The organism is Halomonas sp. 111, assembly GCF_052379685.1.
Classification (GTDB): domain Bacteria; phylum Pseudomonadota; class Gammaproteobacteria; order Pseudomonadales; family Halomonadaceae; genus Vreelandella; species Vreelandella citrativorans.
The window spans coordinates 116,336-140,990 of sequence record NZ_JBQSYV010000008.1 but is presented as its reverse complement, the minus strand read 5'-3'; the positions used below and the strand labels follow the sequence as shown (position 1 = coordinate 140,990).

Sequence of the window (24,655 nt, the reverse complement as noted above, 5' to 3'; positions counted from 1 at the left end):
TGACTTCCTTTTCAAATCGTTCATTTCAAAAAACTGTGAATTAACACTGCTTACGCATACCTGCTTGAAAACTCGTCCATCGAATTCGATACCGTAAACTTCACGTCATCCCCCAGTGCTTCGAAGTGTGCATAACCACATTTCATTTTGGCGTTTTCTTCCGGACGGCGCTCTAATGAAATGAGTGTGCTCTTGGTTTCGACAACAAAATAGAGTTTTTCCTTGCCATCCTGCTCAATCAGTACTGCCCAATCAGGGTTATAACCACCCAGCGGGGTGTCGATCTTGAACCAGCCAGGGAGTTTGACGTAGAGCTTAATATCGTCGTTTAGCTCAAAAGCTGAGGCAAATTCCAGCTCGATATCGGAGTCATAAACCACGTGGTCAAAGACTGATTTTTCAGCTTTAACCATGTTGTCTTTCAGGTAGCCGAACAACTCGTTCTGTTGGAATAACTCCTGAGCATAGAACTGATCGTCACCGATTTTGTGGTACTTGATACCATCGACGATAAACAGGCGCATCTGACTTTTGATGATGTTGGCAGCCTGCTCAATAAACTTCTGCGGATTGTTCTTGAAAGATTCCAGACGACCACTTTTGTTGATAATGGCAACGATGGTACGGCGTGTCAGATTGGTCTCGTTTTGTAAGTAAGTGATGAGATCGGGCAAATTAAATGCGCGGGATTCGTAAACACTGGTAGTCTCCTGAACTTGCTCAGTATGTACTCCACCTCGGTCGATCTCAGTCTTCGCCTTACGATAGGTGAAACGCGCTTTACCGACCTGCAGATTGATTTTGATCTCTTGGGCGCAGCTTTCGATTAGTGCATTGGTATCAAAGTCCACACGGAACGTGGTTTTGTATTTAATGCGATCCCACAGCGCCTGAAATTCGGGGCTCAGATACACCGCTTTGTTCAGGGAAACCTTGGCTTTATCGTCACGGTTCTTGATGTTCAGGTTACCGGATACTTTTTTCAGTACCGACACAATCTGTGCCGAATGGGGCTGGAATGCCTCAGGCAAGGACAGAGTACCGTTCTTTAATGACCCCTTGAGGCTATCTTGGACTTTACCTTTATTGTCTATGTGACCTTCACTCTGAAGGTGATCCCAAAGCTGTTTGGACGCCTCGGTGCCTAAATATTCGTGATTATGATCGTCAACTGGCACAACGATATTGGCGAACAGGTGCTTTTCGACCACGCCAAACTTGATGCCTTCTTCGTTTTCGATTTCTTTCTGCAACTGTTCTGCAAATTGCTCGTAGGATTCATTAGCCATCACGGTCAACGTGTTTACTGCAAAACCATGCACTCGTTCACCATCCTGATTCACACAGATGCGCAAGCCCCGGCCAATTTCCTGACGCTTTTTAATGACGGAGTTGGTTTCATTCAGGGTACATATCTGGAAGACATTAGGGTTGTCCCAGCCTTCCTTGAGAGCTGAATGGGAGAAAATGAACTTCAGTTTGCAGTCAAAACTTAACAACCATTCCTTGTCTTTCATAATGGTATTGTAAGCACTGCCATCAGATTCGCTGCTTGCCGCCTTGCCATCTTTTGCCATTTTGGATTCTTTAAGCATTTCCTTGCCTGACGAATCTTTTTTCTTATCGATAGCAAAATAGCCGTTATGCACGCCTTGCGCAGCCGTATCCAGATCGGCACCTTCAAATAGCTGGCTGTATTTGGGTTTGCGAATGGCGCGATCGTATTCTTCTTCAAACATCAGGGCGTACTTACCCTTTTGCGAGGTGCCATCTTCATCGTACCAGCGGTAGTTAGCGACCTTGTCTATAAAAAACAGGCTCAGTACCTTAATGCCCTGCGGGCGCAGGCGAATTTCTTTATCGAGATGCTCTTCAATGGTCTTACGGATCTGCAGGCGTTTAAATTCATTCGGGTCAACTTCGTCAAGTGCCTGGCCCAGTTTCAGAATATCGGGCTTACTGGTAAAGCTGATGTATTCATTGCCCTGTTCGCAGTAGATGTCTTCAATGATGTAGCCGTCGTAGATGTCGCGGCCACCGCTATACTTGGCATCCAGTAAATCCGCACCGCTGGTCACCGTGACTTGCTTGCGCTTAATGCTGCCATTCTTCAAGCGGGCATCGATTTCAATTTTGGCGCTGATTGGACTTTTCTTATTGTTCACACTGAGTAGCTTGATATAGGCCTTGTTGTGGCCGTCTTTGACATCAATGCCAGCCACTTCGATCTGTTTCACCAGCTTTTGCTCGTAGGCGTCGACAGAATCCAACTTGTAGAGCATGTGGTGATTTTCAACGTGCGTAGCCGAATAACGCAGTGTGCAGATAGGGTTAAGCGAGGTGATGGCCTCTTTACTTTTATCAGTGGTATCGACGCTCTGGGGTTCATCGACTATCACGATCGGGTGGGTTTGCTGGATAAATTCGATCGGCTTGGCACCTGTCATCCGGTCGTGGGCTCGGTGAATAATGTTGGCCTTATTTTCTTTTTCCGGATCGGTGAAGCTACGACGGAAGGCGTCGATATTGATCACCATAATCTGAATATCAGGACTGGTCGCAAAACTGCGCACATCCGATAGTTTGCTGGAGTCGTAGGTGAACGAATCGAAGGTGACGTTTTCATACAGCTCTTTAAAATGAGTAGCCGTCATCTCCAACGATTTCTGCACCCCTTCTTTAATCGCAATAGATGGCACCACCACAATAAACTTGGTAAACCCATAGAGCCGGTTCAGCTCGAACACAGTGCGCAGGTAAACGTAGGTTTTGCCCGTGCCAGTTTCCATTTCTACCGTCAGGTTGATACCGTCTTTGGAGTCAAAGTCTTCTGACGGTGCCAGGCCATTCTTGAGCTGTATTTTGCGGATATTGGCGTGGATGTCTTCATTCAGCAGGCGTAGGCGGTTACCAATACCCAGGATATCTTCCTGAGTACCGTGAAACAGTGATCCTTCCTCCCAGGATTGCAGGGGAGCCACAGTGAAGTTGGTTTGGCAGATTTCCTGGCCTGCGAATACGCCCGTTACCGAATCAATCGCATCACGCTGATAATCCAAATTGGCATCGAACTGAATCTTCATGCTCATGTTACAGGCTCCTTACGTCTTCGATTCCCGCCTGCTTGAGAATCTGTACCGCGTTGGTTTTTACCACGTCGTCGGCAAAACCGGCGTCTTTGAAGACCACACGCATGATTTCTGGCTGCAAATCATCTTTGAGCTTGGCAATGCCTTCCACCACGTCGAGGGCAATATTGTCCGACAGACAGATCATCAGTGCGCCCATACCGATATCAAACACTTTATGCCCAGCCACGCTATGCTCGGTAATCGGCAAGGTCAGATCCAGACCGTACTTCAATAGTACTTCGTAAAGCACATCTTCTTCTTTACGACCATGCTTGATATTTGAGATCTGATCTTCCAGATCCTGCTCGGTCAGATCAAAGTCCAGTTCCCAAGGCTTGATATTGGTGGAGTCGAGTTTGAATACCTTAAAACCAAGGTCGCCTTGGTAATCGGGCCTTTCTTCTTTGATTTTGGTCGCAGTTCTTCGGATGCGTTCTTTGCTGATATCAGTAATTCTGGAGTACCCTAGGCTCTTGGCGGGTGATCCATCGGGGCAAGATTCAGGAAGTTGAACTACGATGTATTTGCGATTTAAATAATCACTTAAATTAAGTTTGAGAACTGTGTGTGCAGTTGATGCTGAGCCAGCAAAAAAATCCAAAACCAAATCACCATCACCCAGAACTGGCTTCATCAAATAACTGATAAATTCTGTAGGCTTAGGGTTGTCAAAAGGTATTTCCCTGCCTTCTTGTATATCGAATAATGTCTTTATTTCAACTTTGCCATCAGCATTGCTAACTTCATCTATAAGGCTTGGTACTTTAACATTTCCGCCACCATCTTTTTCGTAATACTTCCTATGTACGTTATATTTCCCATCCCTCTTTTTAATAAATATTATCCGCCCGTCCGCAATCAGTTCACCAAAAGTCTGCTTTGAAACCATCCACTGAGTTTCAATAATTTCACCATCAGGCATCTCTATTGGATATATCAGAGTCTTTCTCAAACCAAGATTGGACTTGAGAGGCCGTGTATAGTACTTGCCTCTGTCATTAAAGAATTCATCCTCAAGCTTGAACTTACTTAACTCTGCCGCAGGCCTTTCCATCAATATTTCTGGCAAATCTAAAATATTTTTAGCATAAACAAGGACGTACTCATGTAGATCAACAAAATGTTTTGCATGTTTACCACCAATGTACTTTTTTTTCCAAACCATTTGCCCTACAAAATTTTCTTCTCCGTATACTTCATTTAACACAGCCTTTAGATTCTGTACCTCATTATCATCAATAGAAATGAAAATAACGCCATCATCACTTAACATACTCCTCGCAACTTTTAGCCGAGGATAAATCATATTGAGCCAATCGGTATGATAGCGACCACTAGTTTCAGGATTGCTTGAAAGACTACGACCATCAGCATCGATTTGACTGGTAACTTCTTTATAGTTTCTGATATTGTCCTTAAAATTATCCTTGTAAACAAAATCACTACCTGTGTTATACGGCGGATCAATATAGATCATCTTGACTTTTTTGTGATAGCTCTTTTGCAGCAGCTTGAGGACTTCGAGGTTGTCGCCTTCGATAAACAGGTTCTGGGTGTTATCCCAATCAACAGATTCTTCTTTGCAGGGACGCAGGGTGCCGGTACTTGGGGTTTGTGCAAGCATACGGGCTTTGCTTTTTCCATTCCAGGTGAAGCTGTAGCGCTCTTGGCGGCCTTCAATGTAATCACCCAGGACTTCTTTTAAGGCGTCAAAGTCAACTTTTCCTTCGGTAAAGGCTTCTGGAAACAGCTCTTTGAGTTTACTGATATTTTCAGACACTATGTCCATGCTCTGTGAGTCCATTTCGGGTATAACTTTGTTCACAGGGTTTCCTCTCAATTTTTTTGCTTCGGCTTCTGCTAATGCAATTCGATTACAGGGTTTCGGCGATCTGCTTAAGCCGCTGTTCCTGCTGTTTAATCTGAGTATTCAAAATAACCTGCTGGCTGAACTCACCCTGTTTGATCTGGGCGCGTAGCTTTTTAATGTTCTGCTCGATTTGGCGGTAATGCTGCAACTGTTGCCGTTGCTGTTCCGCCGCTTCACCATCCACTAAAAAAAAGCGCCCACTGACTTCAGCACACTGAAGCGCCTGCACCCGAGCCATCAAGGACTGATAGAAATGCCAGAAATTGCTGTACGGTAAGCCGGTAAAGTTCAGGCTGTTAAAAAATACTTTGGCGATTTCCGTTGTGTTGTCCAACGATAACCATGGCGATAGCTGAAAATCATCAATGACCCACTTTGTTTGATCCGCTTTGTTTATGCGTTTGTCAGCCAGACAGATAGCCAGTTGCTCATCGGCGTGTTCTTTGTCATCGTGTTCGCCATTTGCTTCTGTCCCTTTGTTTTCAGAGAACACGAAGAAAATGACTACAGGATAAGGTATCGCCCGGTTGATCAGTTGGCCGATACGTTCTGCGCTTTTGGCATTGCTTAATTCCACGTACAGAAAGGCGAACTCGCCATAGTCGCGCAGGTCGTCACTGAAGGGCGCGATATTAATGGTGCTGGGCTTTAAGGTGTAGAGCCAGCGGATTTTATCAACATCGTCTTTCAGTGCCTTTTTATCTTTGGCGTCCAGGTCGGCGTGTTCCTGAAACATCTTTTTGAACAGGGGTTTATTGAGCACGCAGCTATTGGGCACGCTCAAGCCTTCCAGGAATGCTTCGAATTGTGGCATGCCTAATCCCAGTTCAGGCATGACCGTCTCCTTGGGTACCGGCAGTCAAAATCAGGTATGACACCACCATAAAGTCTTCTATACCCTGACTGGAGGTGGCGGTAAGGACGGTACCACCTTTGCTAAACAGGCTTTCAATGCCTTTCTCTTCGCTTTTGCCCGCGATGCTGTCTACGGCAACGGCCAGTAGATGTTGAAAGTGGCTCATATCACGCCCGTGGCGTGTCATACGGTTAACTTCTGTGATCGCGGGTTGATCAGGCATTTTGTACTTAGATGCTTCACGTTTGAGCAGATCGAGTATCTTTTTACTTTGAGTAAAGTTCAATTCAACTGCCGTGCTGTTTTCTTCATCACCGGTCACGTAGACCAGGAAATAAGGAGCCAGAGGGTAGTTGTCGTCTACCTGAACCGCTTCTTTACCGTTGCGTATATTTTTCAGACAGAAGATCACCCCAGGCTTAATGCTATCCACGGCCAGATCTTCGTCAATACTGACGGCGGCATACAGCCCTAACGGGGCTTGCTCCAGCGTTGTCAGGGCAGTTTTGTCGTTCATATAGCCTGACAGATCCATACGAAAGTCATTGAGGGTGAGGTCGGTAATGGATACACCACCGCTCATGTCCTCCAAATCGACCACGGCATCTTTAAGCTGCTGAAGCTGCTTGCGCCGGTATTCCAGGTCGTTCATATCCTTGGCGCTTTCGTCGATGACATTTTCCTCGCCGGTCGCTGAGATATCCAACAACACCATACGCCCAGCTACGCGAGCCTCCAGGTTGATGTATTCATCCAGCTCCATATTCGGCCAGAAGTTGATTAACTGGATTTGCGTATTTTGACTGCCAAGACGATCGATACGACCGAAGCGTTGGATGATGCGTACTGGGTTCCAGTGAATGTCGTAGTTGATCAGGGTATCGCAGTCCTGCAGGTTCTGACCCTCACTGATGCAGTCGGTGGCTATCAGTAAGTCGAGTTCAGTCGTCGCCGTTGGATCGACTTTGCTGCGCTCTTTGGAAATAGGCGAGAACGCGGTAAGTATGTTGTTAAGGTCTGAACCCAACCCTGTCATGGTAGTTTTATTGGTGCCACCGCCCGTTACCAATGCACTACGAATACCTAGCTCAGATTGCGCCCATTGTGCCAAGTGGGCATACAGGTATTGGGCAGTATCGGCAAATGCCGTAAAGACGATAACCTTTTTGTTGCCTGAATTAAGCGGATTAGCCACTTTGCTTGCAATGGCCTGCTTCAATAGTTTTAGTTTTGCATCGCGGCCAGCGTCTACGCTTTGTGCTGTTTCGGCAATGTGGGTTAAGAATACGCGGTCGGCCTCCAGTTCCTGCCGGAAGCGGATCAGATCCATATCCTGCAACAATACTTTGGTTTTGTTGCCAACCATGTAGCTTTCGAGTTCGGTGGACTCCAGCTCAAAGTCGTGGATGTCTTCGATGTTCAGCTCGGTCAGCTCTTCTGATTCGTGGGCATCAATTTTGGCCAGCAGGCGATCAACCTGCTGTGCCAGCTTGGTGGCTGTCAAAGTGAATGAGTGAATCGAGCTTTCCATGCGCTTAAGCAGGTTCACGCGCATCAGGTGGATCAAGCTTTCTTCACGGTCTACCTGTTTGAATACCCCTTTACCACCGCCTACGGCTTTATCGTAACGTCGGGCGTATTCGGCTTTCTTGGCTTCGCGTACAAACTTGAGTGGGGAATAACCCGCTAATGAAAGACGGCGTATAGTTTTATTCACGTCTTTCAACGGAGGAAATTCGCCAGATGAATCAATATCGGCGTAGATATTTTTAGGCGGTAGCCTAGTCGGAAAGCGACCAATATCGGCAGTGCCGTAGTATTTTTCAATGTGCTTGCGCGAGCGGGCGATGGTTACGATATCCAGCAGCTTGAAATAATCGAAACTCATGGCGTCAAGCAGAGTTGTCGTAGTCCGTTTTTCTACGGGCTCGTTTGTCCACTGATTAAACTGTTTTTGTGCTAAGCGTAGTGTGGCTTCTATATTTTTGATTCCCACATCAACGAAAGCGTCGTCTCGACCTTCGGTGATAAAGGCGACCTGATTCTTTAGGTCGTTCATACGGTTATTAACTGGCGTTGCTGATAGCATCAATACCTTGGTTTTTACGCCTGAACGAATGATGCCGTTCATCAACTGTTCATAGCGGCTTTTACCTTCGGCTTTGCTCGGTGTGTTGCGAAAGTTGTGGGATTCGTCAATCACCACCAGGTCATAGTTGGCCCAATTTAGAGTCTCTAGGTTGATCTCACCCGAGTAGCCTTTTGGGCGGGTTAAATCTGTGTGGTTCAGGACGTCGTAGTTAAAACGATCTGCCGCAAGGAGGTTGCGCCTGTCGTTCACAGTGTACATCGTCCAGTTCTCACGAAGCTTTTTCGGGCACAACACGAGCACGCGGTCATTACGCAGTTCATAATATTTGATTACCGCCAGGGCTTCGAAGGTTTTACCCAAACCCACGCTATCAGCAATGATGCAGCCGTTGTGTTTTTCTAGCTTATCAATGGCACCGAGCACACCATCTTTCTGAAATTTGTATAATTTGTTCCACACCAGCGTGTCTTCAAAGCCAGTTTTGCTACGTATGATGTTGTCTTCATCTATGTCTCCAAGAAAATCTTTGAATAGATGAAACAGCGTTAGGAAATAAATAAAGCTGGCGGGCTGATCAGCGGCGATGGTGTCTAATCGGGTGATAAGGTATTGTTTAATATCACGAACATTGTGTGCATCCGCCCAAACGCTATCAAACCAAGCTAGTAGTTGTTGAGTGCTCTCAGAATCTGACAGCCCCATATTCATTTGAAGCGAGTCGGAGCGTACTTCACCCAGCCCTGTTGGTGTGAGGGTGGCGCTACCACTAACAGCAAAGCTGCGCTCTGGGCTGTTAAGGTGAATAATATTCTGGCCTGGCTGAGGTCGCACACTGGCTTTCACTTCGGCTTTGCTCTCCAGCCATTTTGAGAACTCACTGGCGATGCGCTTTTGTTGTAGCTGGTTTAGTAGGCGAACGTCAGACTCACAGCCGACAAGGTTTTGCAGGTTGAGCGAGTCCCATTCAGTGAAAATGGCCCTTGCTGACTCTAGCTGCTTCAGCTCGTGCTTCAGCGAGGCAAAACCGTATAGGGTAAACAGGCTCGACAGAACAGAAAGCCTGGAGCCAGAAAAGGTGTTTTTTTTCAGTTCGTTACCAACGTGGCCGCTGTTTTTGTTATCCAGTAACACCCTAGAACTCCCTGTTATTGTTTGTCATTTTTGTGTGCTTCTATCCATTTTTCGATGTCTGCACGTTTAAATCGCCATGATGTTCCTACTCTAAAAGCAGGTATTTTCGCTGACGTGGCCATACGGTAAACAGTTCGCTCGTTGAGCTTGAGGTAAGAAGCGACATCCTTGACGGTCATGATTTGATCAGCCATGTGATTGCCCAAGCCTTTGGATTGTCAAAATTGTACTAGAATGTCATATAAACGACCACTGGAGCAGCTGTCAATGTTTCAACAGTCGGCAGAATAGCGAAAGTAGGGGGCACCACTTCTTGATCAATTGCTACCCAGAAATTCTAATTTATTGCTAGGTTCTAAGCTGTTGATTTAATATAATTTTTACAGCTACTGTAATAAAACGGAGGCAGCGGCTTCAGTGCCATGAAGAGACCAGTGACCCAGGTGCTTAAAGCTAAAGGTTGGCTAGCCTATATTAGAAATGATCTATGGATTTCGCCTACGCTATAACGGTGGAGGGGGTTCTACTTTTGGAGCACTTCAAAAATGGGAGGATTACCGTATGCTCCTACGTAGAAACATGAATAGCTGAGATTTTAGTCACATGCATTAAATAAAAATCGTCAATGTGTGTCTTCTTAATTTCTTGAAAACTGCGACAAGGAGTAAGCATGTGACGATTATTCAAGAAATCCACGCTTGGTCCAAAGGGCTTCCTTCCTGGCAGCAGGATGCAATCGCTCGGCTTTACGAAGATCGTACGCTGAGTGCCGATGATCTTGAGGATCTCTATGCATTAGCCAAGACCGAGGTGGGGATACCAGATCCAAATAGCCGGATGCCTAAAATTCTTGAAGACGCACAGGTTGCTCCGCCTGCTGATCCAGCCCGGGTTGTTCAACTGGCTGGGATAAAAGATATTGCGAATGTCAATGCATTGGCAAACGGCGGAAACTTACCAATCGCCTTGGAAGGGCTGACAGTCATCTATGGTGAGAACGGTGCTGGAAAGTCAGGTTTTTCCAGGGTCTTTAAACATGCTTGCCGTGCGCGAGATAGGCGCGAACGCATCCTCCCCAATGCTCATTTAGATCCTAACGCGGTAGGCGTTGCCCAGGCAGTTTTTGAAGTTGTGATTAACGGAGCCGCTTCCGACTTCCCTTGGCAATACGGTATGGAGTCGCCTGAACCGCTTACAGATATATCTATATTCGATACCCATTGCGCCCGCGCTTACATCGATAACCATGGAGATTTTGCTTATTCCCCATATGGGCTAGATATTTTAGAGGGCTTGGTTGGCGCCTGTAACGCCCTTAAGGCGCGCGCCATGCAAGAGAAGACTACAAACGCTCCGAGCGATGCAGCGTATGCAGCGCTTATGAGGGAATCTACCGTGGTTGGCACTGCGCTAAGCGGCATTCCGACCCAAAAAACTAACCCTGAAGACATTGAGGCTTTGGCTACACTTAACAAAGTTGAGCAAGATCGACTTACTCTGCTGGCTAAAGCTCTAGCCGAAGCCGATCCCAAACAAAAAGCCCAAGCGACTCGCCAAAAAGCAACACGTCTTAAGGGTTTGATGGCTCGTCTTGCGACAGCCATATCGCTTATCGACGATGAAAAGGTCAAGCAGCTCAGAGAGCTTATTGATAGATCCAAAACGGCCAAAGCCGCAGCAGAACTCGCTGCCACTGAGTTCAAACAGACTCCGGGTCAACTTGTTGGAACCGGAGGGGATGAATGGAAAATGCTTTTTGAAGCAGCGCGTGTTTTTGCCAAGGTTAGCCACCCACAGGATGAGTTCCCTGCACTTCCTAACGACGCAGAGTGCCCGCTCTGCCAAAACATACTTGGGGCCGAAGGGGCTGCACGCCTGATTCAATTCGACAGCTTTATAAAACAAGCCGCCGAGCAAGCGCATAAGACAGCACGGGAAGCGGCAACTATCGCTTACAGAGCGATTCAAAAAGCCGTTCTGGATGTAATGTTCCGAGATGCCCTCGTTGAGGAATTGACAGAGCTTGATCAAGGACTCGCTTCAGAATGCTCTTCGATGCAAGAAAGTCTGTTCTCCCGTCAGAAACTGGTTTTACAGGCTTCTGCGGCAGAAATTCCGTGGGAAGAAGTTCCAGCGCTACCGGCTGATCCGAGGATGAGCTTAGCAAAGATCATTGATGGACTACTAGATCAGGCGGGAGCGTTAGAAGCGTCCATCGATGAAAAGGTTCGTTCTGAAATGGTGGCGGAGAAACTTGAGCTTGAAGCTCGTGTAAGTCTCGGGGCGGTCAAAACTGCTGTCTTGGAGTCAATAACAGCTCATGAGGTGTGTCGTAAGCTTCAAGCGTGCATTGATAGTTTGGACCCGCGGGCCATTTCCAGAAAATCAACCGAGCTATCTCGGACAACTGCCAGTCAAGAGCTAGCTGACACTCTGAACGAAGAGCTCAAACTACTTAAAGTGCACCAATTAAAGGTGGTCATGAAGCCAGAATCTCCCAGAGGCAAGACTCAGTTTAAGCTGGTCTTACAGCTGCCAGGTGGAGGAGCACCTGCAGCTATCCTCAGTGAAGGTGAGCAGCGAGCTATTGCGATCGCATCCTTTCTGGCGGAGATAAAACTAAGCAAGGGACGCGGCGGCATTGTATTAGATGACCCGGTCTCATCTTTGGATCATCGACGGCGGTGGGAAGTGGCCGAACGCTTAGCCGTGGAATCGCTTACTCGGCAAGTGATTTTATTTACTCACGACATCTACTTTCTTTGCATTTTAGAGCAGAAAACTGAGGAGCTGGGAGCAACGCTGAGCAAAAACTACATTCGTAGAACCGCTCAAGGGTATGGTGTGCACTCTCAAGACCTGCCTTTCGATGTCATGAGCACAAGGGATCGTCTGGCTAGGCTTCGGCAGGAACTGGTAGATATTCGAAGAGTACATAAAAGCGGTGATGACGATGAGCATCGCCGCCTGACCGCTATCTGTTATGGCCGCCTGCGTCTTGCGTGGGAGAGGTGCATAGAAGAGTTGCTGTTTAACGGAGCCATTCAGAGGTTTGGCGAAGGCGTGTCGACACAGCGCCTCAAGAGTGTGGTTGTAACAGACGACGATTACAGGGAAGTGGACGCTGGGATGTCCAAAAGTTCTAAGTTTGAGCATGACGCTGCTGCTACCGTTGGAAGACTCCCTACGCCAGAGCCAGACGAGTTGGAGCAGGACATCGAGAAGCTCTCAGTATGGCGGGGTGTATTGACCGGCCGGTTAAAAGGCATAGCCACTGCCAGAGGTTGACTAACAGTTGATTGAAAATAGTTATCGAATTCACGCATGGCGTAATGTTCTTGTTAGCTACTTTTTATAATAGGGACAACACCACTTTTGACCCAGTGGTAATGGGTAGTTCTAATTTGAGACTTGGCAGCCATTGGCCGGTTTTATTTGAATCGCTATAACTACTTTGCTGAAGGGCGGATAACGGCCTCTGTGAGAGGAAAGAGGTCGGCGACCTCTATGCCGAGCCGCGCCCGCCGTTAACCTAAATGGTCTGCCATACACTGGTCGCGACAGGGCCAAGCAAATTATTGGGTTGCTACCGTGGGATCGGATACAAGTGTCATCAAATATCAGGTGGCTAGGAGCAGCAAGTTTAGAGGCTATAAAGAAAAGTTTCCCCATAGCTCTAAAGTTACTGGGTAGATAAAAATTAGCTTGTAGCTTTGGAATGGCGATAATGAAATAGTGTTCTGGAGTTCTCAAACGCTATTCCAGCTATATTTAAAAGAGGCAAATGCTCTAACGGCGCATCGTCAACGTAAGTGCATCATTATATCTCGTGATAGCGGTAACGCACTTCAGAGTAATCGCTGTCTGGCTGTACTTGGGGCGGCAGAGCCTCAGTACCACCCGTTGCTAGGGCAATGCCATGGCGAACTAGGCGCAGCCTAGAAGAAAGGCGATTGCGCTCCGTACAAAGCTCGGAATCACTGGCAAACCATTGCTGCTCGACGTGGGCTATCGCGTGCTGAAGCTCTCTTTCTATTGCGTATCTGTCAGCTGCCTTCATATGGGAGTAGTACATAGCCACTGGAAAATCGAATGAGCAGACCTGGGGGGAGCTGAGAAAGAAGAACTTCTCATGCTTGCCATAATCCCATGCATCCCAGCGCTCAAATGCCATCAACCAAATAGGGTATGCTTTGATCGAATCAAACGTGCCTGTAGCTTGCACGAGAATCTCGGTAACAGCTTCAACTGAATGTTTTGATTTTGAAAGTTCAAGTGCGAAGATGAAATCTTTCCACTGCGGCTCTGAGAGTTGGGCCAGCACTTCGGCAAGGACTTGGGATTGTTCGGCCCCTGCCGCCGCAGGATGCTCATATTTCGCTTGCAACCAACCCTTCCAGTATGGTGTTTCGGCAACCTGCAGTAAAAGCTGCTTATGAATGCCAAAAGGGTCGGCTTCTGAAAGCCAGGATTGGCTGATGAACTTAAACGCAACTCTATCAACTTGTAAGGCAAATAGCGGGGCATCTTTATCCAACACCATACATGTTAACAAATCGAAAGGGATACTATCTTGCCTGTTAATAACGCCTGTAAGTTCATCAGGTTCGAGCTTCCATAGCATGAAAATAAACGTTGATATGTCCGAGCTGAGGTTGGGCTGAAGACTTCCCAGTGAGAGCTTTAGCATCTTGAAGTCGCCAGCTCTTACCCTATTTTTCAGAGTTTGCAAATAGTCTAGAGATTGAGCATCTATACCTTCTGGAACTAGTTGAACTCTCTGCAGAATTGCGACTAACTTAGCCGGAATTTGACTACCTACGAAATAATTGGATACAGCATTCATGCCCTCGTGGCCGACGTCTAGGACACCTAAAGCGGTGAAAAGCACTTGAACTCGCAGGGTGCCCTCCGTCGCGTTAGTACTCGACGCAATTAGCGATTGCATAAGCCAACGAACGACCTCTATCCAAACTTTAAGCTCAGCTGGATTTGGTTGACGCGACTGGAAGACGAGCTGGTTGCGCCAGGGGAATTCCTCGTCTAGCGCTTTAACAAACGCTTCCACATCGAGTGGGATGCCATTAGGGTGTGCCTCAGGCCTGAGGAGTACGGCTGCTACTGATATCGGCTCGCGCAGTGGCCCCGGCTTAGCCGCTTGTACAAACGTATATCGCGCTAATGCAGATGCATCAATATTCATTTGTTTGCCTTCCAGACTTGATATTGTTCTTGCCCAAGACGATCCCAGAGTTCCATAAATGCATTCTGCACCAACTCGCCGTTACTAACCTTCTGCAAGATGTGGTGACTGGTACCAAGGCTGTTCACCGATGTTCCAAGAGACCAAGCCAGTGCACGGCCATTCTCCTGAGGAAAGATAAGAAAGCGGTCATGAAACTTCCAGCCAGCACCTTTTCGTCGCAATCGAAAGTCGAGATTCAGCCCTATTTTGTTTCCACAATGAGTATTGAGCACTTGGCGTTGCTCTTTCATCCACGTAATGGAGCTGTCGCTATCGGGAACAATCTGCGGCTCCTGGGGGGGCTGCGTGACAGGAGAAATTGATTGCTTGCTACCGTCATACTGTTCGTCATCGTCCGGAGAATCGAAGGTCTTACCGTTTGAAAGCGCCCGGAGGTCTGTGTTTCTGTGAGGGCTAAAAAAGAGTGTTTGTAGTACGTCTTCGGCATTCAGAAATGGATCCCATAACCACGCTCCCAACGCGCCATGTTTCTCAAGCAGCCAGTGAATGTCGGAAAGGGCCTCGACGCGATCACGTCCAGTGAACTGCCCGTACTGTACAAATTCTTTGCGCTCCTGCAAATGACGAGAGGAAAGCTTGAAGATGCGCTCAGAGCACCAGGGCTCGCGAGGTCGCTCGGGCGGACTACCCACAAAGGTAGGCTTGTTTACGAGTTTGAGTTCAACCTCTTCTAGGCGCGGTGAGGTGCCTTTAAGAGGAATCGAAAACTTTCTTTTGGGCTTACTTGGGTCATCAATGCTTGTAGCGTGCATCGTAATCCCGGCCATAAGCATAAATGTCTGAACCGGGCTGACACTGAGTAGAACTTGGTTTTCGTCATCCCAAACATGGGTACGGGCACCGCCCCCAGGAGAATGCAGCTTGAAAGTAGAGGTTTCTTGCTGAACAGGAGTCATTCCGATAGTTTTAGAGTCGAAGGCATCCACTGTAGAGTCGCCATAGATCTCGCATGAGATGCGCAGTGGTCGCGGCGTAGCTTTCTCATGCCAAGCCACTCGGACATTCTGATCCCCAGAAGAAGAGCCGCGCGATCCTGTCGAGATGACTGTAACCGGCAACTGGATGACTATGTTTCCAAGTCGGTCAGACAGGCCGTCGATATCCATGAGCACGACAGAACGAACTTGCTGTGAGAGCTCCGTTAGCAGACGCGAATCCTGCAATAGGAACCGCGCTGCTTCTTTTGTGGTATCGAACAGCTCAAGGACGTGTGAGCCCTCATAAAAGTTGTTCTTCAATACCGAATTCCACGGATGTGGGTCGTTGAAGTCAGGGTGCACAAATTGCGGTACTACGGGCTCAAGTTTGCCGACCTTGAGGGGCTTTGGCCCGGTTTTCCACTCACCGGTCTCAATGAAGTGCTCTAGGACGTTTAAAAGAAACTGGATGGATACGCGAAGTCTGAAGACGCCGAACTTGTACTTACTACCCTTTAGCTCAATACGCTCCTGCGTCAAGCACTCGGGCTTTATAGAGCCTTGTGGTGGAAAACCTGGTTCGGCCACGATTAGGCTGAAGAAGTTGGTGACAGTACCATCTTTATGAAAACCGACAATCTCAGTAATCTCAAAGCTATTGAAAAAGCCAATTAAACCTTGCTCTAGCAGCCGTCTCTGCTCTTCGAGAAATTGTTCTATAGTCCATTTCATATTTCCCTCTCTTTCCAACTTAAAGCAGACGCGATACGAATGAGGGGCGCGTGCATGGTGAGAAATTTTTCTTAGGTAAAACCTAAAATCGCAAGCCAGAAAATGAATAAGGCTGTTTATTTGTATCAGCAGCAGAGCTCACCTCTAAATGAATCTCACTTTTTACGCACTGTTTCCAAAGAGTCAGCGGTGCTACTGTTAGTCGTTCGGAGCTTGAGTTAGATCTAATATATTTTTCTGAGAGCGTACCACTGCAGGCGACCAAGCGGCATTGAATGAGTAATGAGCCAATACATATTTGATCCACTTTTAAACAGTTATTGGCTGATTTTATTAAATCCTACAACTACTTCGATGAAGGGCTGATAGCATTTCCAGTGGGGGGGAAAAGGTCGGCGACCTCAATGCCGAGCGCCTCGCTGATCTGGTAGATTTTAGTCAGAGTAATGTTCTTTTCACCGCGTTCTATATGGCCCATGTAGCTGCGATCAACCCCGGCCAGGGCAGCCATGCCTTCCTGAGATAATCCTCTGCTTTTACGAATCTCTCTGACCCTCTGGCCGAACGCCAAAAGCTTTTCGTTCCGCATCTGTCCTGCTCCATCCAAAGGATGGAACTATCACGGGGCACTGGATACAATTCCACGGACTATGATTCCCATTTGGAGCGGCCTGTATGAAGTTGGAGATAATCACTGATGATGAGCAGGGCGCGCGTATCTGCGGGGAATACTGGAGGCAGTCTGAAGACGGCGAGTTTGTCTTCAAAATTAGCGAGATTGCGACCGCTTATTCAATGAAAACACACGAGGTCAGTAAGTTCGTCGAACAGCATGCTTTCGTATGGCTGGAAGATATCTGCTGTGGTCGTTGCAGACAGCCGTACCGCTTTGGTACTCGCAGCCAGTATCAAGACCGCCGATGGCTTCGGGAGCGGGTCTGTAGTGCATGCTTGGAAGCCGAACGACAAGTCATGGCTGACGAAAAGCAAAAGTTGCTTGTGAAAATGCGGCAGTCGGCGAAAAGCAACGTACCTGACCTAGTAACGATAGATCTAACGAGCAAGATCTATCTACTCGCAACGATTCAGGCGTTAGGCGATGAACAACTTGCTACTATAGAACCACTAAACGAATATCCCGCTTGTACGCTGTCGCCGAATCCTGCCTATGATCATAAGGTGCTTCAGCATTTGATTGATCATAACTTATTGTTGATTTCCCTAGATACACGTCTTGAGGTGATCGAGCTTCATGAAGATGATCAGTTGAGTATCGACCTTGGAGCATGCGCATTTAACCTTCCCTTTGATGCCGACCAAGTCACTGCACTAATCAATGAGTTTTTTGATGAGGAAATCGCACACAGCGTCAAGCAATCGCCGGATTTCAATGCGCTATGCAAGGAAGCCCAACTGAACGAGTGCATTGGTTTTTGAAGGTTATGCTTGAAGAGCATCAGCTGTACTTGTCGCCGGGGGAGAAAAGCCGCCAGATGCTCAGCAGGTGCCTAGAGCATTTTAGTGTAGCCCAGGTCTATAACTTCATTTGGCGGGCCGCCAAGGACGCCGCTGCCTATTATATGCGTAGCTCTATCAGCAAACGGCAGGCAGCTAACTCGGTTGTTGGGAACATTTCACGGAGTATGGAACGTGCCTTGGCCAATGAATGGGAAGTGAAGCCATTTGGTAGGAACTATAACCTTCCTCAGTCCTCACTGAGTCGTGTCATCTTCAATATGATTCTGGGCACTGACGACGGCGGATTTGATTACCGATTAGCCGACGTTTTTGAAAAGAGTGGCCTTTACGAACAGAGCGTTTGAGTAAGAATTAATATTGGTCCGGGCGTCCTTGTGTTGCACATGGGACGCCAACCAGAAAAGCATTGAATCAACCGCGGTATGCGGTCTGTGCTGAGCTATTTTTTTCTAGCTGTTTTTCTTTTTCGCATCGGCTTCTTGCCCATTCCACGTAGAGCCGAGAAATCACCGCTTTCTACTTCATCTATTAGCGCTTTCAGGCCATCAGTGAGGGGCTGCATAAACTGCCCGTATCGCATCCGCTTCTCGCTGATGGCTTCAAGCTGAGACTCCCAATGTGCGGTCATATCAGGAACAACCATCCGTTTAGGCAAACTGTTAACAAGGTGCCTTCCTGCTTCTGTCGAGTGGATTTCCTTACCTTTCTTAGCTAAAAACTGCCGTTTGAACAATAACTCGATGATACCTGCTCGGGTGGCTTCCGTACCTAGTCCATCTGTATCTCTAAGCACTTTTTTGATTTCAGGGTCTGATACGTATCTCGCTATTCCTGTCATAGCGGAGAGTAGAGTCGCGTCTGTGAAGCGTTTCGGGGGGCTGGTTTGTTTCTCGTCCATTTTGCCGTCGATGCAGGTAACAGGATCTCCAGACTTCACGTTGGGAAGAACCACTGACGAAAATTCAGTGTCTTGCTTTGGAGCCTTTTGAGGTGGTAGCAGTGCTTTCCAGCCGTTAGAAATAACTGACTTCTGCTTGGCAATGAACAACCCGCCTCCCACCTCGCTGTCAATTTGATGCTCTGCATACTCAAACGGTGGGTAAAACTGCATCAAGTACTGGCGGGCAACAAGCTCGTAGATATTCTTCTCGTCTTGAGACAGGCGATCAGTTGGGACTGCCCTGGATGTTGGTATAATTGCGTGGTGCGCGCCTACCTTGGCGTCGTTCCACGCCTTGCTCTTCAAGTCGAGGTCAGCCTTTTGAACGCTATCAGCAAGCGCCGCCGATGTTTTGGCAATCGACTGAGCCACTGTTTGGCGTTCAGCGTAATGGCCTTTGGGCAAATACCGACAGTCTGAACGTGGGTAGGTGATCAGTTTATGGCGTTCATATAACTGTTGGCATATGTCCAGCGTCTTCTGGGCGTTTAGATTGAAACGCTTTGATGCATCAATTTGCAGTGATGAAAGACTATAGGGTAGGGGAGCAGACTGTTTTTTCTTGTCGCGTTTAACTGCGATGACGTTGCCTGTATGCCCGACTACCTTTTGCAGAACGACTTCGGCAAGCTTTCGTGACAGCACACGGCCTTCCTCGTCCATGTAAGGCTCGCAAGCAGTACTAGGCTTCCATTTAGCTGTAAAAGACTCACCAGCTACTGTCTGAAGCGTAATAAAGACCTCATAAAATGGCTTCGTTATAAAGTTGTCGATGTCTTGGTCTCGGTGAACGACCAAACCCAATACAGGCGTCTGTACTCGGCCAATCGACAAAACGCCGTTATACCCCGCGCTTTGGCCCAGCAGGGTGCAAAGGCGAGTCATATTAATACCATAGAGCCAATCGGCCCTTGCCCTTGCCAAGGCTGATGTTGCTAACGGTATGAAGTCAGTATTCTTGCGAAGATCATTCAACGCCTTCTTGATAGCGGCAGGGTTCATATCGTTGACGAGACAGCGCAACGTGGCTTCGCGTTTTGCCTTATTTACACCTGAATAATTGATTACTTCGTCGACCAGGATCTGACCGACGCGATCAGGGTCACCCATATTGACCAATTGGTCAGCTTCTTTGATCAGTTTTTTGACAGCATTAAACTGTGAGCGGGTTTGGCTTTTGACTTGATGTTTCCACTCGACTGGGATAATTGGCAGGTGCTCTTTTTTCCACTTTTTGTACTCAGGGTTATAAGCATCTGGCTCAGCCTGCTCCAATAAGTGACCAATACACCAGGTTACAACATCACCATTAGCCACCCTGATAAACCCATCACCTTTCTGGTGGGGTTTGGGAAGCACATCTGCAACTGCGCGTCCGACACTCGGCTTTTCGGCAATGTATAGAATCAACTCTGTTTACCTCGCTCTAACCCTTTAACCTTCACTTTGTTTAGCGCTTCCCGGCAGCGCTTCAGCAATGGCCCGGGCAAGGCTGGGTTTTTCGGCAATAATCAAGCGCATGCGAAGCGTGGCCTTAACGTCTGTTCGAAATGCGCCTATGGTAACAGTAGCGGTGACTTATAGGGCAGGGCAGTGGGGATTGATATGCGAGAACGCGGTAGAACACGCAGGTTGATGGGCCTGGGTGCACGCACGGGCGGTGCGCTGCTTAAAACGCGCTTGGGCGGCCAGGCGGATTGGCGTGCGTTAGGTGAGGCGCTGTTTGAAGGGCTTTCCGAGCTTAAAGGCCCGGCAATGAAGCTTGCTCAAATGATGTCGCAGTGGGACGACCTGTTGCCGCCCGATTTAGCCGATGAGCTGGCACGCTTGCAGCGCCAGGCAGAGCCGATGCCTTGGTCGCGTATCCATGAAGCCTTGGTGCTTCAGTACGGCGATATCCATGAGTATTTTACCGAAATTGAAGAGCGGCCTTTTGCCAGCGCTTCCATGGGCCAGGTGCACAAGGCAGTCACCCTTGAGGGCAAAACGGTGGTGCTGAAAGTGCAGTACCCCGGTTTGGCGGATGTACTGGAAAGTGATTTAAAACAGGTGCGGCGCATTATCGGGCTGGGCCGTTGGTTCAAGGTGCCTCAGGCGCGCCTGGATGCGCTGTTTGAAGAGCTGGCGGCGGGGCTTCGCGACGAGCTGGATTATCAGGCGGAAGCAAATGCCCTGGCGCGGTACCGAGAGCGCTACCAGAGTGATTCTCGAATCATCATACCCAAGCCGCTGTTTGAGCTTTCGGGTCAGCATGTTCTGGCCATGTCTTACGTGCCCGGTACGCCGCTACGTGAACTGGAAGGCGCCGATGATACAGTGCGCCAGGGGGTGGCCACTACGCTTGCCGACTGGATTACCCAGGAGCTGTTCACCCACGGCGAGCTGCATGCTGACCCCCATGCAGGCAATTTCGCGGCAGATGAGCACGGTCGGCTGATTATTTACGATTTTGGTGCTGTGATTGCGGTGCCCGAAGCGCGAATTGAGGCGATGATGCAATTGCTCAGCGCCACGCTTGATCACGACCCCATGGCCATGGATGACGCACTCGTCAACTTGGGTGGCCGTCAAGGTCAAGGCGCACCGCTGGCGCTCTACCGCGAGGCTGCGGAAAGTATTTCTCCACTGTTTGAACCGGGGGAGCAGGATTTCAGCGATGTGCGCGTGCACCGCCGCCTGCGTGAGCTGTCGCCCAAAGTGTGGGCGGCGATGGACCGCTTGCAGCCTCCCGCGGATACGCTGCTTCTCTCGCGAGCATTGAATGGCCACTACTGGAATCTGGTGCGTTTAAAAGCGCGGCTGGATATGCACGCACGGACTGCGCCGCTGCTTGAGCGCCCAGGCCACCTATAAGCAGTTCACCGCTGCGGCCATGCCCACCTTCATGGTAAGCTATTGCGCTTTTAAACACAGTGGAGACGGCAATGCTAGCGGTATGGGTCGATCAGCTGCTGGGATTTGCCTCCGGGGCACTCTCGGCAATCAGGCAGCAAGAACACTATCCCGACTTTATGACCTGGGTGCGCGATGAAGGCGCCAAGTCATTTAACGGTGATGTCGCCACCGCCCAAGCGCTGGCCCCTATTTTATGGTCACAAACGCCGTTGGCCAGGCTGGATTTTGCCAGTGAGCCGCTGGCGACGCCAGGGCGTAACGAGGCTTGCTGGTGCGACTCTGGGCGCAAGTATAAGCAGTGCTGTTATCGCGTTGATTTCCCCACCGACATTCCAGAGCAGATGATGTGGATGTTGTCGCTGCGTGAATGGAAGGGCGCTACGCTGAAGTCTGCGTTGGAGAGCCGCCAAGCGCCGCCCCAAGCACTGCTGGAAGCGGGGCTTATTGCCGCCGAAAGCGGCCAAACGGGCCGGGCGATGCAGATTCTGGAGTCACTGTTTGATGGTAGTGACTGGTCGAGGCTGCCAGAGCAAGCCGAGCCCGCTTTTGAAATCCTGCTGGATATCTATCAGGAGCGTGGTTTTACCCGCAAACGGGCAGACCTTCTGGATGAAGTGATGGAGCGTGGGCCGCTGTTTTTACGCGGTGTTGCCCTTGAACGGCTCTGCTTAATGCATTTGGATAATGATGATTTGGACAGCGCCCGAGCAGCCTTTGTCAAAGCTCAGCAGGCCCTGCCTGATTCGCCCACGCTTGCTTATATTGAGGCGATGTTGCTGCTTCATGAAGGCCATGAAGAAGAAGCCAAAGCGCGGGCTAATTTCTGGTATCGGCGCCTGGTGCGCCAGGGGGATCTTGACGAAGAGCAGTTGGATTTTCTTGCGGCACTTGCTGATAACCCCGGGGCGACGCTTGCGGATCAGCTGTTAAGTGCGGAAGAGGATCTGGCCACGCCGCTGGTATCCCTGCAAACACTGCTTGCTGTCCTTCCTACAGCGCCCAAACTTGATATTAGCAGCGACCCGGAAAGCGGCCATTTGCAGTATGTGACCACTGCCCGTGAAGCGACCCTGTTCGCCGCTTGGCATGAGCAGTTCCAGGTAATGGTCGATGAAGAGGTGGCGCTGGGCTTTCGCGATGACCCGTGGGGCAATGCAGAGGAGTGGATGTCAGCACTCTGCGCGCACCCTGAGTGGCTGGATGCGCCTCAGGTCGTTCAGGATGTCACTCTCGCGCTTACCAGCCGTTTTGGAAGCCTTCCGTGGATGGCGCCAACCCTGCTGGAGCCACTGGCGGTGCGTCTTTCACGCTGGCTGGAACAAGCCCGAGCCGCAGGCAACGGCAGCCTGTGCTGGGATGATGCTGACAATGCCATGCTGCTGCGTACAGGGTTGGCGCTAGTGGTCGGCATGGAGCGCGGCGCACGCCAGCATTCACGGGAGCTAGCTGAAGAGTTGTTAGCCATCGACCAGGAAGATAGCCTGGGTCTTAAAGAGTTGGTGCTTGACCAGCTGCTGCGCGATGACCGCAACCAGGAAGCGCTGGCACTCACTGAGGAGTCGGAAGACGATGATGGCTCACTGGTGCTGGGGTTACTCATGGGGCGCACGTTGGCGCTTTATCGTTTAAACGAGCATGAGGCGGCCGAACGGGCGCTTGGCGACGTCACCGCGCATAATCGTCATGCGCTTGAGATGATCTGTGCGGAAAAACCGCGCCCAGCGACCCCCTATGCCGATGGCCAAGTGAAGCCAGGTTCACGTGCTGAGGCGTGGCAGTACCGTACGCTGATGCGTGATCAGTGGCGTACCACGCCAGGTGCACTTGAGTGGCTGGATAGCCACCGCTAACCCTCTTCTTATGTACGAAAGCGTGCTCTTCCCACAGCCGCTCAACGCGGCGGTGGGGTGGGCACCAGCTGCTTGTCGCGGCTAATCCAGATAGCCAGCAGAATGGCGGGTAACCCCAGCAACGTAGCAACGATAAAGAACGTGACATACCCTTGGGCGCTAACCACTAGCCCGCCAAAGCCGCTTAAAAATTTCCCCGGTAGCGTCATCAATGATGAAAACAACGCGTACTGTGTTGCCGTATATGCACGCGACGTGAGCGTGGAGAGAAACGCAATAAACACGGCGCTTGCCAATCCATTGGCCAGGTTATCGCCGATGATGGTGACCACCAGCATGGGTACCTGATTGCCGATCAATGCAAGTACCGAGAACAGCAAATTGGTGAAGGTGGCGGCAACGGCCCCCAGTATCAGCACCGGCCCAATACCGTAACGTGCGACCAGTAACCCGCCCAGAAGACCGCCGCCAATACTCATGGCAATACCGAAGATATTGGTCACATTGGCAATCGTTGCCAGTGAAAAGCCAAGATCAATGTAAAGCGGGTTAGCCATCGACGCCATGGCAAGATCGCTTATTCTAAACACTGCAATGAACACCAGAATGCCCAGCGCTTTTACCCCATAACGACGAAAGAAATCGGTAAAGGGGCATACGATGGCGCCGATAAACCAGGCGCCCATGCGGCGTAGCACTTTAGGTTGGCCACGGCTAGCGCGAATAAACGCACGTACTTTGGGTTCATGAATTAACTGCACCGAGAGCGACGCTCGCTTGGGCTCGGGGCGAATCAGCACGGTGAGTACACCCACGCCGACGAGCGCCGCCATGGTTAAATAGGCCACGTCCCAGGAAATGGCTGACGCTACATAGAGCGCCCCGGCGCCTGCGGCCAGCAGGCCACCCCGGTAGCCGATAATGTAGGTAGATGCCATGGCGGCCTGGACGTCGTCATCGGCGGACTCAATGCGGTAGGCATCAATCGCAATATCCTGGGTGGCTGAGCCAAACGCCACCAGCAGCGCAAACGCGGCTACCACGCCAAGATTACCTTGGGGATTAACGCCTGCAAGACCCACGAGCCCCGCTGCAATCATCGCTTGGGCCAGCAGCATCCAGCCTCGTCGCTGCCCGAACATGCGTGTGAGGACCGGCAGGGCGAGCCTGTCTACCACGGGCGCCCAGAAAAACTTGATCGAGTAGAGCATTCCTATCCACGCGAAAAAGCCGATGGCGGCGACGTCAATCCCGTCGCTACGTAGCCAGGCAGACAGCGTAGAAAAAACCAGTAAGAACGGTAAACCCGCGGAAAACCCCAGAAACAGCATGGTAATAACAGGTGCCCGAAAGTAAATCGCCAGCGCGGCTAGCCAGCTACGCCGGGGTAAAGGGGTGGGCATATCGTTCAACTCCAGAAAAGACGTTGGCCTGAGCCAAGTGATAAACTGCATCAATGTTTATGACAATGTTGATAGCTTACCGGAGAGGAGTTT

General features: G+C 49.6%; 15 protein-coding genes. 5 read left to right on the top strand and 10 right to left on the bottom strand.

The window, feature by feature from the left end; all coding sequences use genetic code 11:
- Positions 1 to 50 precede the first annotated feature (50 nt).
- The 5 genes from ACT3T7_RS08155 to mads1 are packed head-to-tail and all read right to left on the bottom strand — an operon-like array spanning position 51 to position 9,274.
- Positions 51 to 3,089 (bottom strand): type III restriction-modification system endonuclease, encoded by a 3,039-nt coding sequence (locus ACT3T7_RS08155; RefSeq protein WP_444630632.1) that lies wholly within the window; start codon positions 3,087 to 3,089, stop codon positions 51 to 53.
- Between the two features lies 1 nt (position 3,090).
- A complete protein-coding gene (locus ACT3T7_RS08150) occupies positions 3,091 to 4,956 on the bottom strand; it encodes a site-specific DNA-methyltransferase (protein WP_444630631.1) in 1,866 nt (621 codons plus the stop codon).
- A gap of 49 nt (positions 4,957 to 5,005) precedes the next feature.
- Complete coding sequence (locus tag ACT3T7_RS08145; protein WP_444630630.1) at positions 5,006 to 5,836, bottom strand: DUF4391 domain-containing protein; 831 nt, start codon at positions 5,834 to 5,836, stop codon at positions 5,006 to 5,008.
- Entirely contained in the window at positions 5,829 to 9,080 is a 3,252-nt protein-coding gene (locus tag ACT3T7_RS08140) for a helicase-related protein (protein WP_444630629.1), read from the bottom strand. The genes ACT3T7_RS08145 and ACT3T7_RS08140 overlap by 8 nt, the downstream gene beginning before the upstream one ends.
- A 14-nt stretch (positions 9,081 to 9,094) precedes the next feature.
- Positions 9,095 to 9,274 carry a methylation-associated defense system helix-turn-helix domain-containing protein MAD1 gene (gene mads1, locus ACT3T7_RS08135; protein WP_444630628.1) on the bottom strand — a complete coding sequence of 60 codons (180 nt, stop codon included), beginning with the start codon at positions 9,272 to 9,274 and terminating at the stop codon, positions 9,095 to 9,097.
- Positions 9,275 to 9,752: 478 nt separating this feature from the next.
- Between mads1 and ACT3T7_RS08130 the strand changes: the two genes are divergently transcribed.
- Positions 9,753 to 12,368, top strand: coding sequence for an AAA family ATPase (locus ACT3T7_RS08130; RefSeq protein ID WP_444630627.1), 2,616 nt, complete (start codon positions 9,753 to 9,755; stop codon positions 12,366 to 12,368).
- Between the two features lie 532 nt (positions 12,369 to 12,900).
- On the opposite strand, the gene ACT3T7_RS08125 is transcribed toward ACT3T7_RS08130, so the two are convergent.
- The 3 genes from ACT3T7_RS08125 to ACT3T7_RS08115 form a co-directional block, all read right to left on the bottom strand.
- Positions 12,901 to 14,283, bottom strand: coding sequence for a hypothetical protein (locus ACT3T7_RS08125; protein WP_444630626.1), 1,383 nt, complete (start codon positions 14,281 to 14,283; stop codon positions 12,901 to 12,903).
- A complete protein-coding gene (locus tag ACT3T7_RS08120) occupies positions 14,280 to 15,995 on the bottom strand; it encodes a VPA1262 family N-terminal domain-containing protein (RefSeq protein WP_444630625.1) in 1,716 nt (571 codons plus the stop codon). Before ACT3T7_RS08120 ends, ACT3T7_RS08125 begins: the two co-directional genes overlap by 4 nt.
- A 346-nt stretch (positions 15,996 to 16,341) precedes the next feature.
- Entirely contained in the window at positions 16,342 to 16,584 is a 243-nt protein-coding gene (locus ACT3T7_RS08115) for a helix-turn-helix domain-containing protein (RefSeq protein ID WP_444630624.1), read from the bottom strand.
- A gap of 86 nt (positions 16,585 to 16,670) precedes the next feature.
- On the opposite strand from ACT3T7_RS08115, the gene ACT3T7_RS08110 reads away from it, so the two are divergent.
- Both ACT3T7_RS08110 and ACT3T7_RS08105 read left to right on the top strand, forming a co-directional pair.
- The gene (locus tag ACT3T7_RS08110) at positions 16,671 to 17,432 is read left to right on the top strand and encodes a hypothetical protein (RefSeq protein WP_444630623.1); all 762 of its coding nucleotides are present in this window, start codon (positions 16,671 to 16,673) and stop codon (positions 17,430 to 17,432) included.
- 206 nt (positions 17,433 to 17,638) lie between these two features.
- Positions 17,639 to 17,818, top strand: coding sequence for a hypothetical protein (locus ACT3T7_RS08105; protein WP_444630622.1), 180 nt, complete (start codon positions 17,639 to 17,641; stop codon positions 17,816 to 17,818).
- Positions 17,819 to 17,913: 95 nt separating this feature from the next.
- On the opposite strand, the gene ACT3T7_RS08100 is transcribed toward ACT3T7_RS08105, so the two are convergent.
- Entirely contained in the window at positions 17,914 to 19,824 is a 1,911-nt protein-coding gene (locus ACT3T7_RS08100; protein WP_444630621.1) for a DNA topoisomerase III, read from the bottom strand.
- Between the two features lie 195 nt (positions 19,825 to 20,019).
- Here ACT3T7_RS08100 and ACT3T7_RS08095 point away from each other — a divergent pair, with 195 nt between their 5' ends.
- Positions 20,020 to 21,267: an ABC1 kinase family protein gene (locus ACT3T7_RS08095; protein WP_444630620.1), complete on the top strand. Its 1,248-nt coding sequence runs from the start codon at positions 20,020 to 20,022 to the stop codon at positions 21,265 to 21,267.
- A gap of 71 nt (positions 21,268 to 21,338) precedes the next feature.
- The gene (locus ACT3T7_RS08090; protein WP_444630619.1) at positions 21,339 to 23,159 is read left to right on the top strand and encodes an SEC-C metal-binding domain-containing protein; all 1,821 of its coding nucleotides are present in this window, start codon (positions 21,339 to 21,341) and stop codon (positions 23,157 to 23,159) included.
- 41 nt (positions 23,160 to 23,200) lie between these two features.
- Here ACT3T7_RS08090 and ACT3T7_RS08085 read toward each other — a convergent pair whose 3' ends face one another.
- Entirely contained in the window at positions 23,201 to 24,562 is a 1,362-nt protein-coding gene (locus ACT3T7_RS08085) for an AmpG family muropeptide MFS transporter (RefSeq protein ID WP_444630618.1), read from the bottom strand.
- Between the last annotated feature and the right edge of the window lie 93 nt (positions 24,563 to 24,655).

What these genes read in the sequence shown, in the direction of transcription:
- mads1 (WP_444630628.1), bottom strand. Translation starts at nt 9,274, where the DNA reads ATGGCTGATCAAATCATGACCGTCAAGGATGTCGCTTCTTACCTCAAG.
- ACT3T7_RS08115 (WP_444630624.1), bottom strand. Translation starts at nt 16,584, where the DNA reads ATGCGGAACGAAAAGCTTTTGGCGTTCGGCCAGAGGGTCAGAGAGATT.
- ACT3T7_RS08085 (WP_444630618.1), bottom strand. Translation starts at nt 24,562, where the DNA reads ATGCCCACCCCTTTACCCCGGCGTAGCTGGCTAGCCGCGCTGGCGATT.
- ACT3T7_RS08095 (WP_444630620.1), top strand. Translation starts at nt 20,020, where the DNA reads ATGCGAGAACGCGGTAGAACACGCAGGTTGATGGGCCTGGGTGCACGC.
- ACT3T7_RS08090 (WP_444630619.1), top strand. Translation starts at nt 21,339, where the DNA reads ATGCTAGCGGTATGGGTCGATCAGCTGCTGGGATTTGCCTCCGGGGCA.
- ACT3T7_RS08105 (WP_444630622.1), top strand. Translation starts at nt 17,639, where the DNA reads ATGGAACGTGCCTTGGCCAATGAATGGGAAGTGAAGCCATTTGGTAGG.
- ACT3T7_RS08120 (WP_444630625.1), bottom strand. Translation starts at nt 15,995, where the DNA reads ATGAAATGGACTATAGAACAATTTCTCGAAGAGCAGAGACGGCTGCTA.
- ACT3T7_RS08110 (WP_444630623.1), top strand. Translation starts at nt 16,671, where the DNA reads ATGAAGTTGGAGATAATCACTGATGATGAGCAGGGCGCGCGTATCTGC.
- ACT3T7_RS08145 (WP_444630630.1), bottom strand. Translation starts at nt 5,836, where the DNA reads ATGCCTGAACTGGGATTAGGCATGCCACAATTCGAAGCATTCCTGGAA.
- ACT3T7_RS08155 (WP_444630632.1), bottom strand. Translation starts at nt 3,089, where the DNA reads ATGAGCATGAAGATTCAGTTCGATGCCAATTTGGATTATCAGCGTGAT.
- ACT3T7_RS08125 (WP_444630626.1), bottom strand. Translation starts at nt 14,283, where the DNA reads ATGAATATTGATGCATCTGCATTAGCGCGATATACGTTTGTACAAGCG.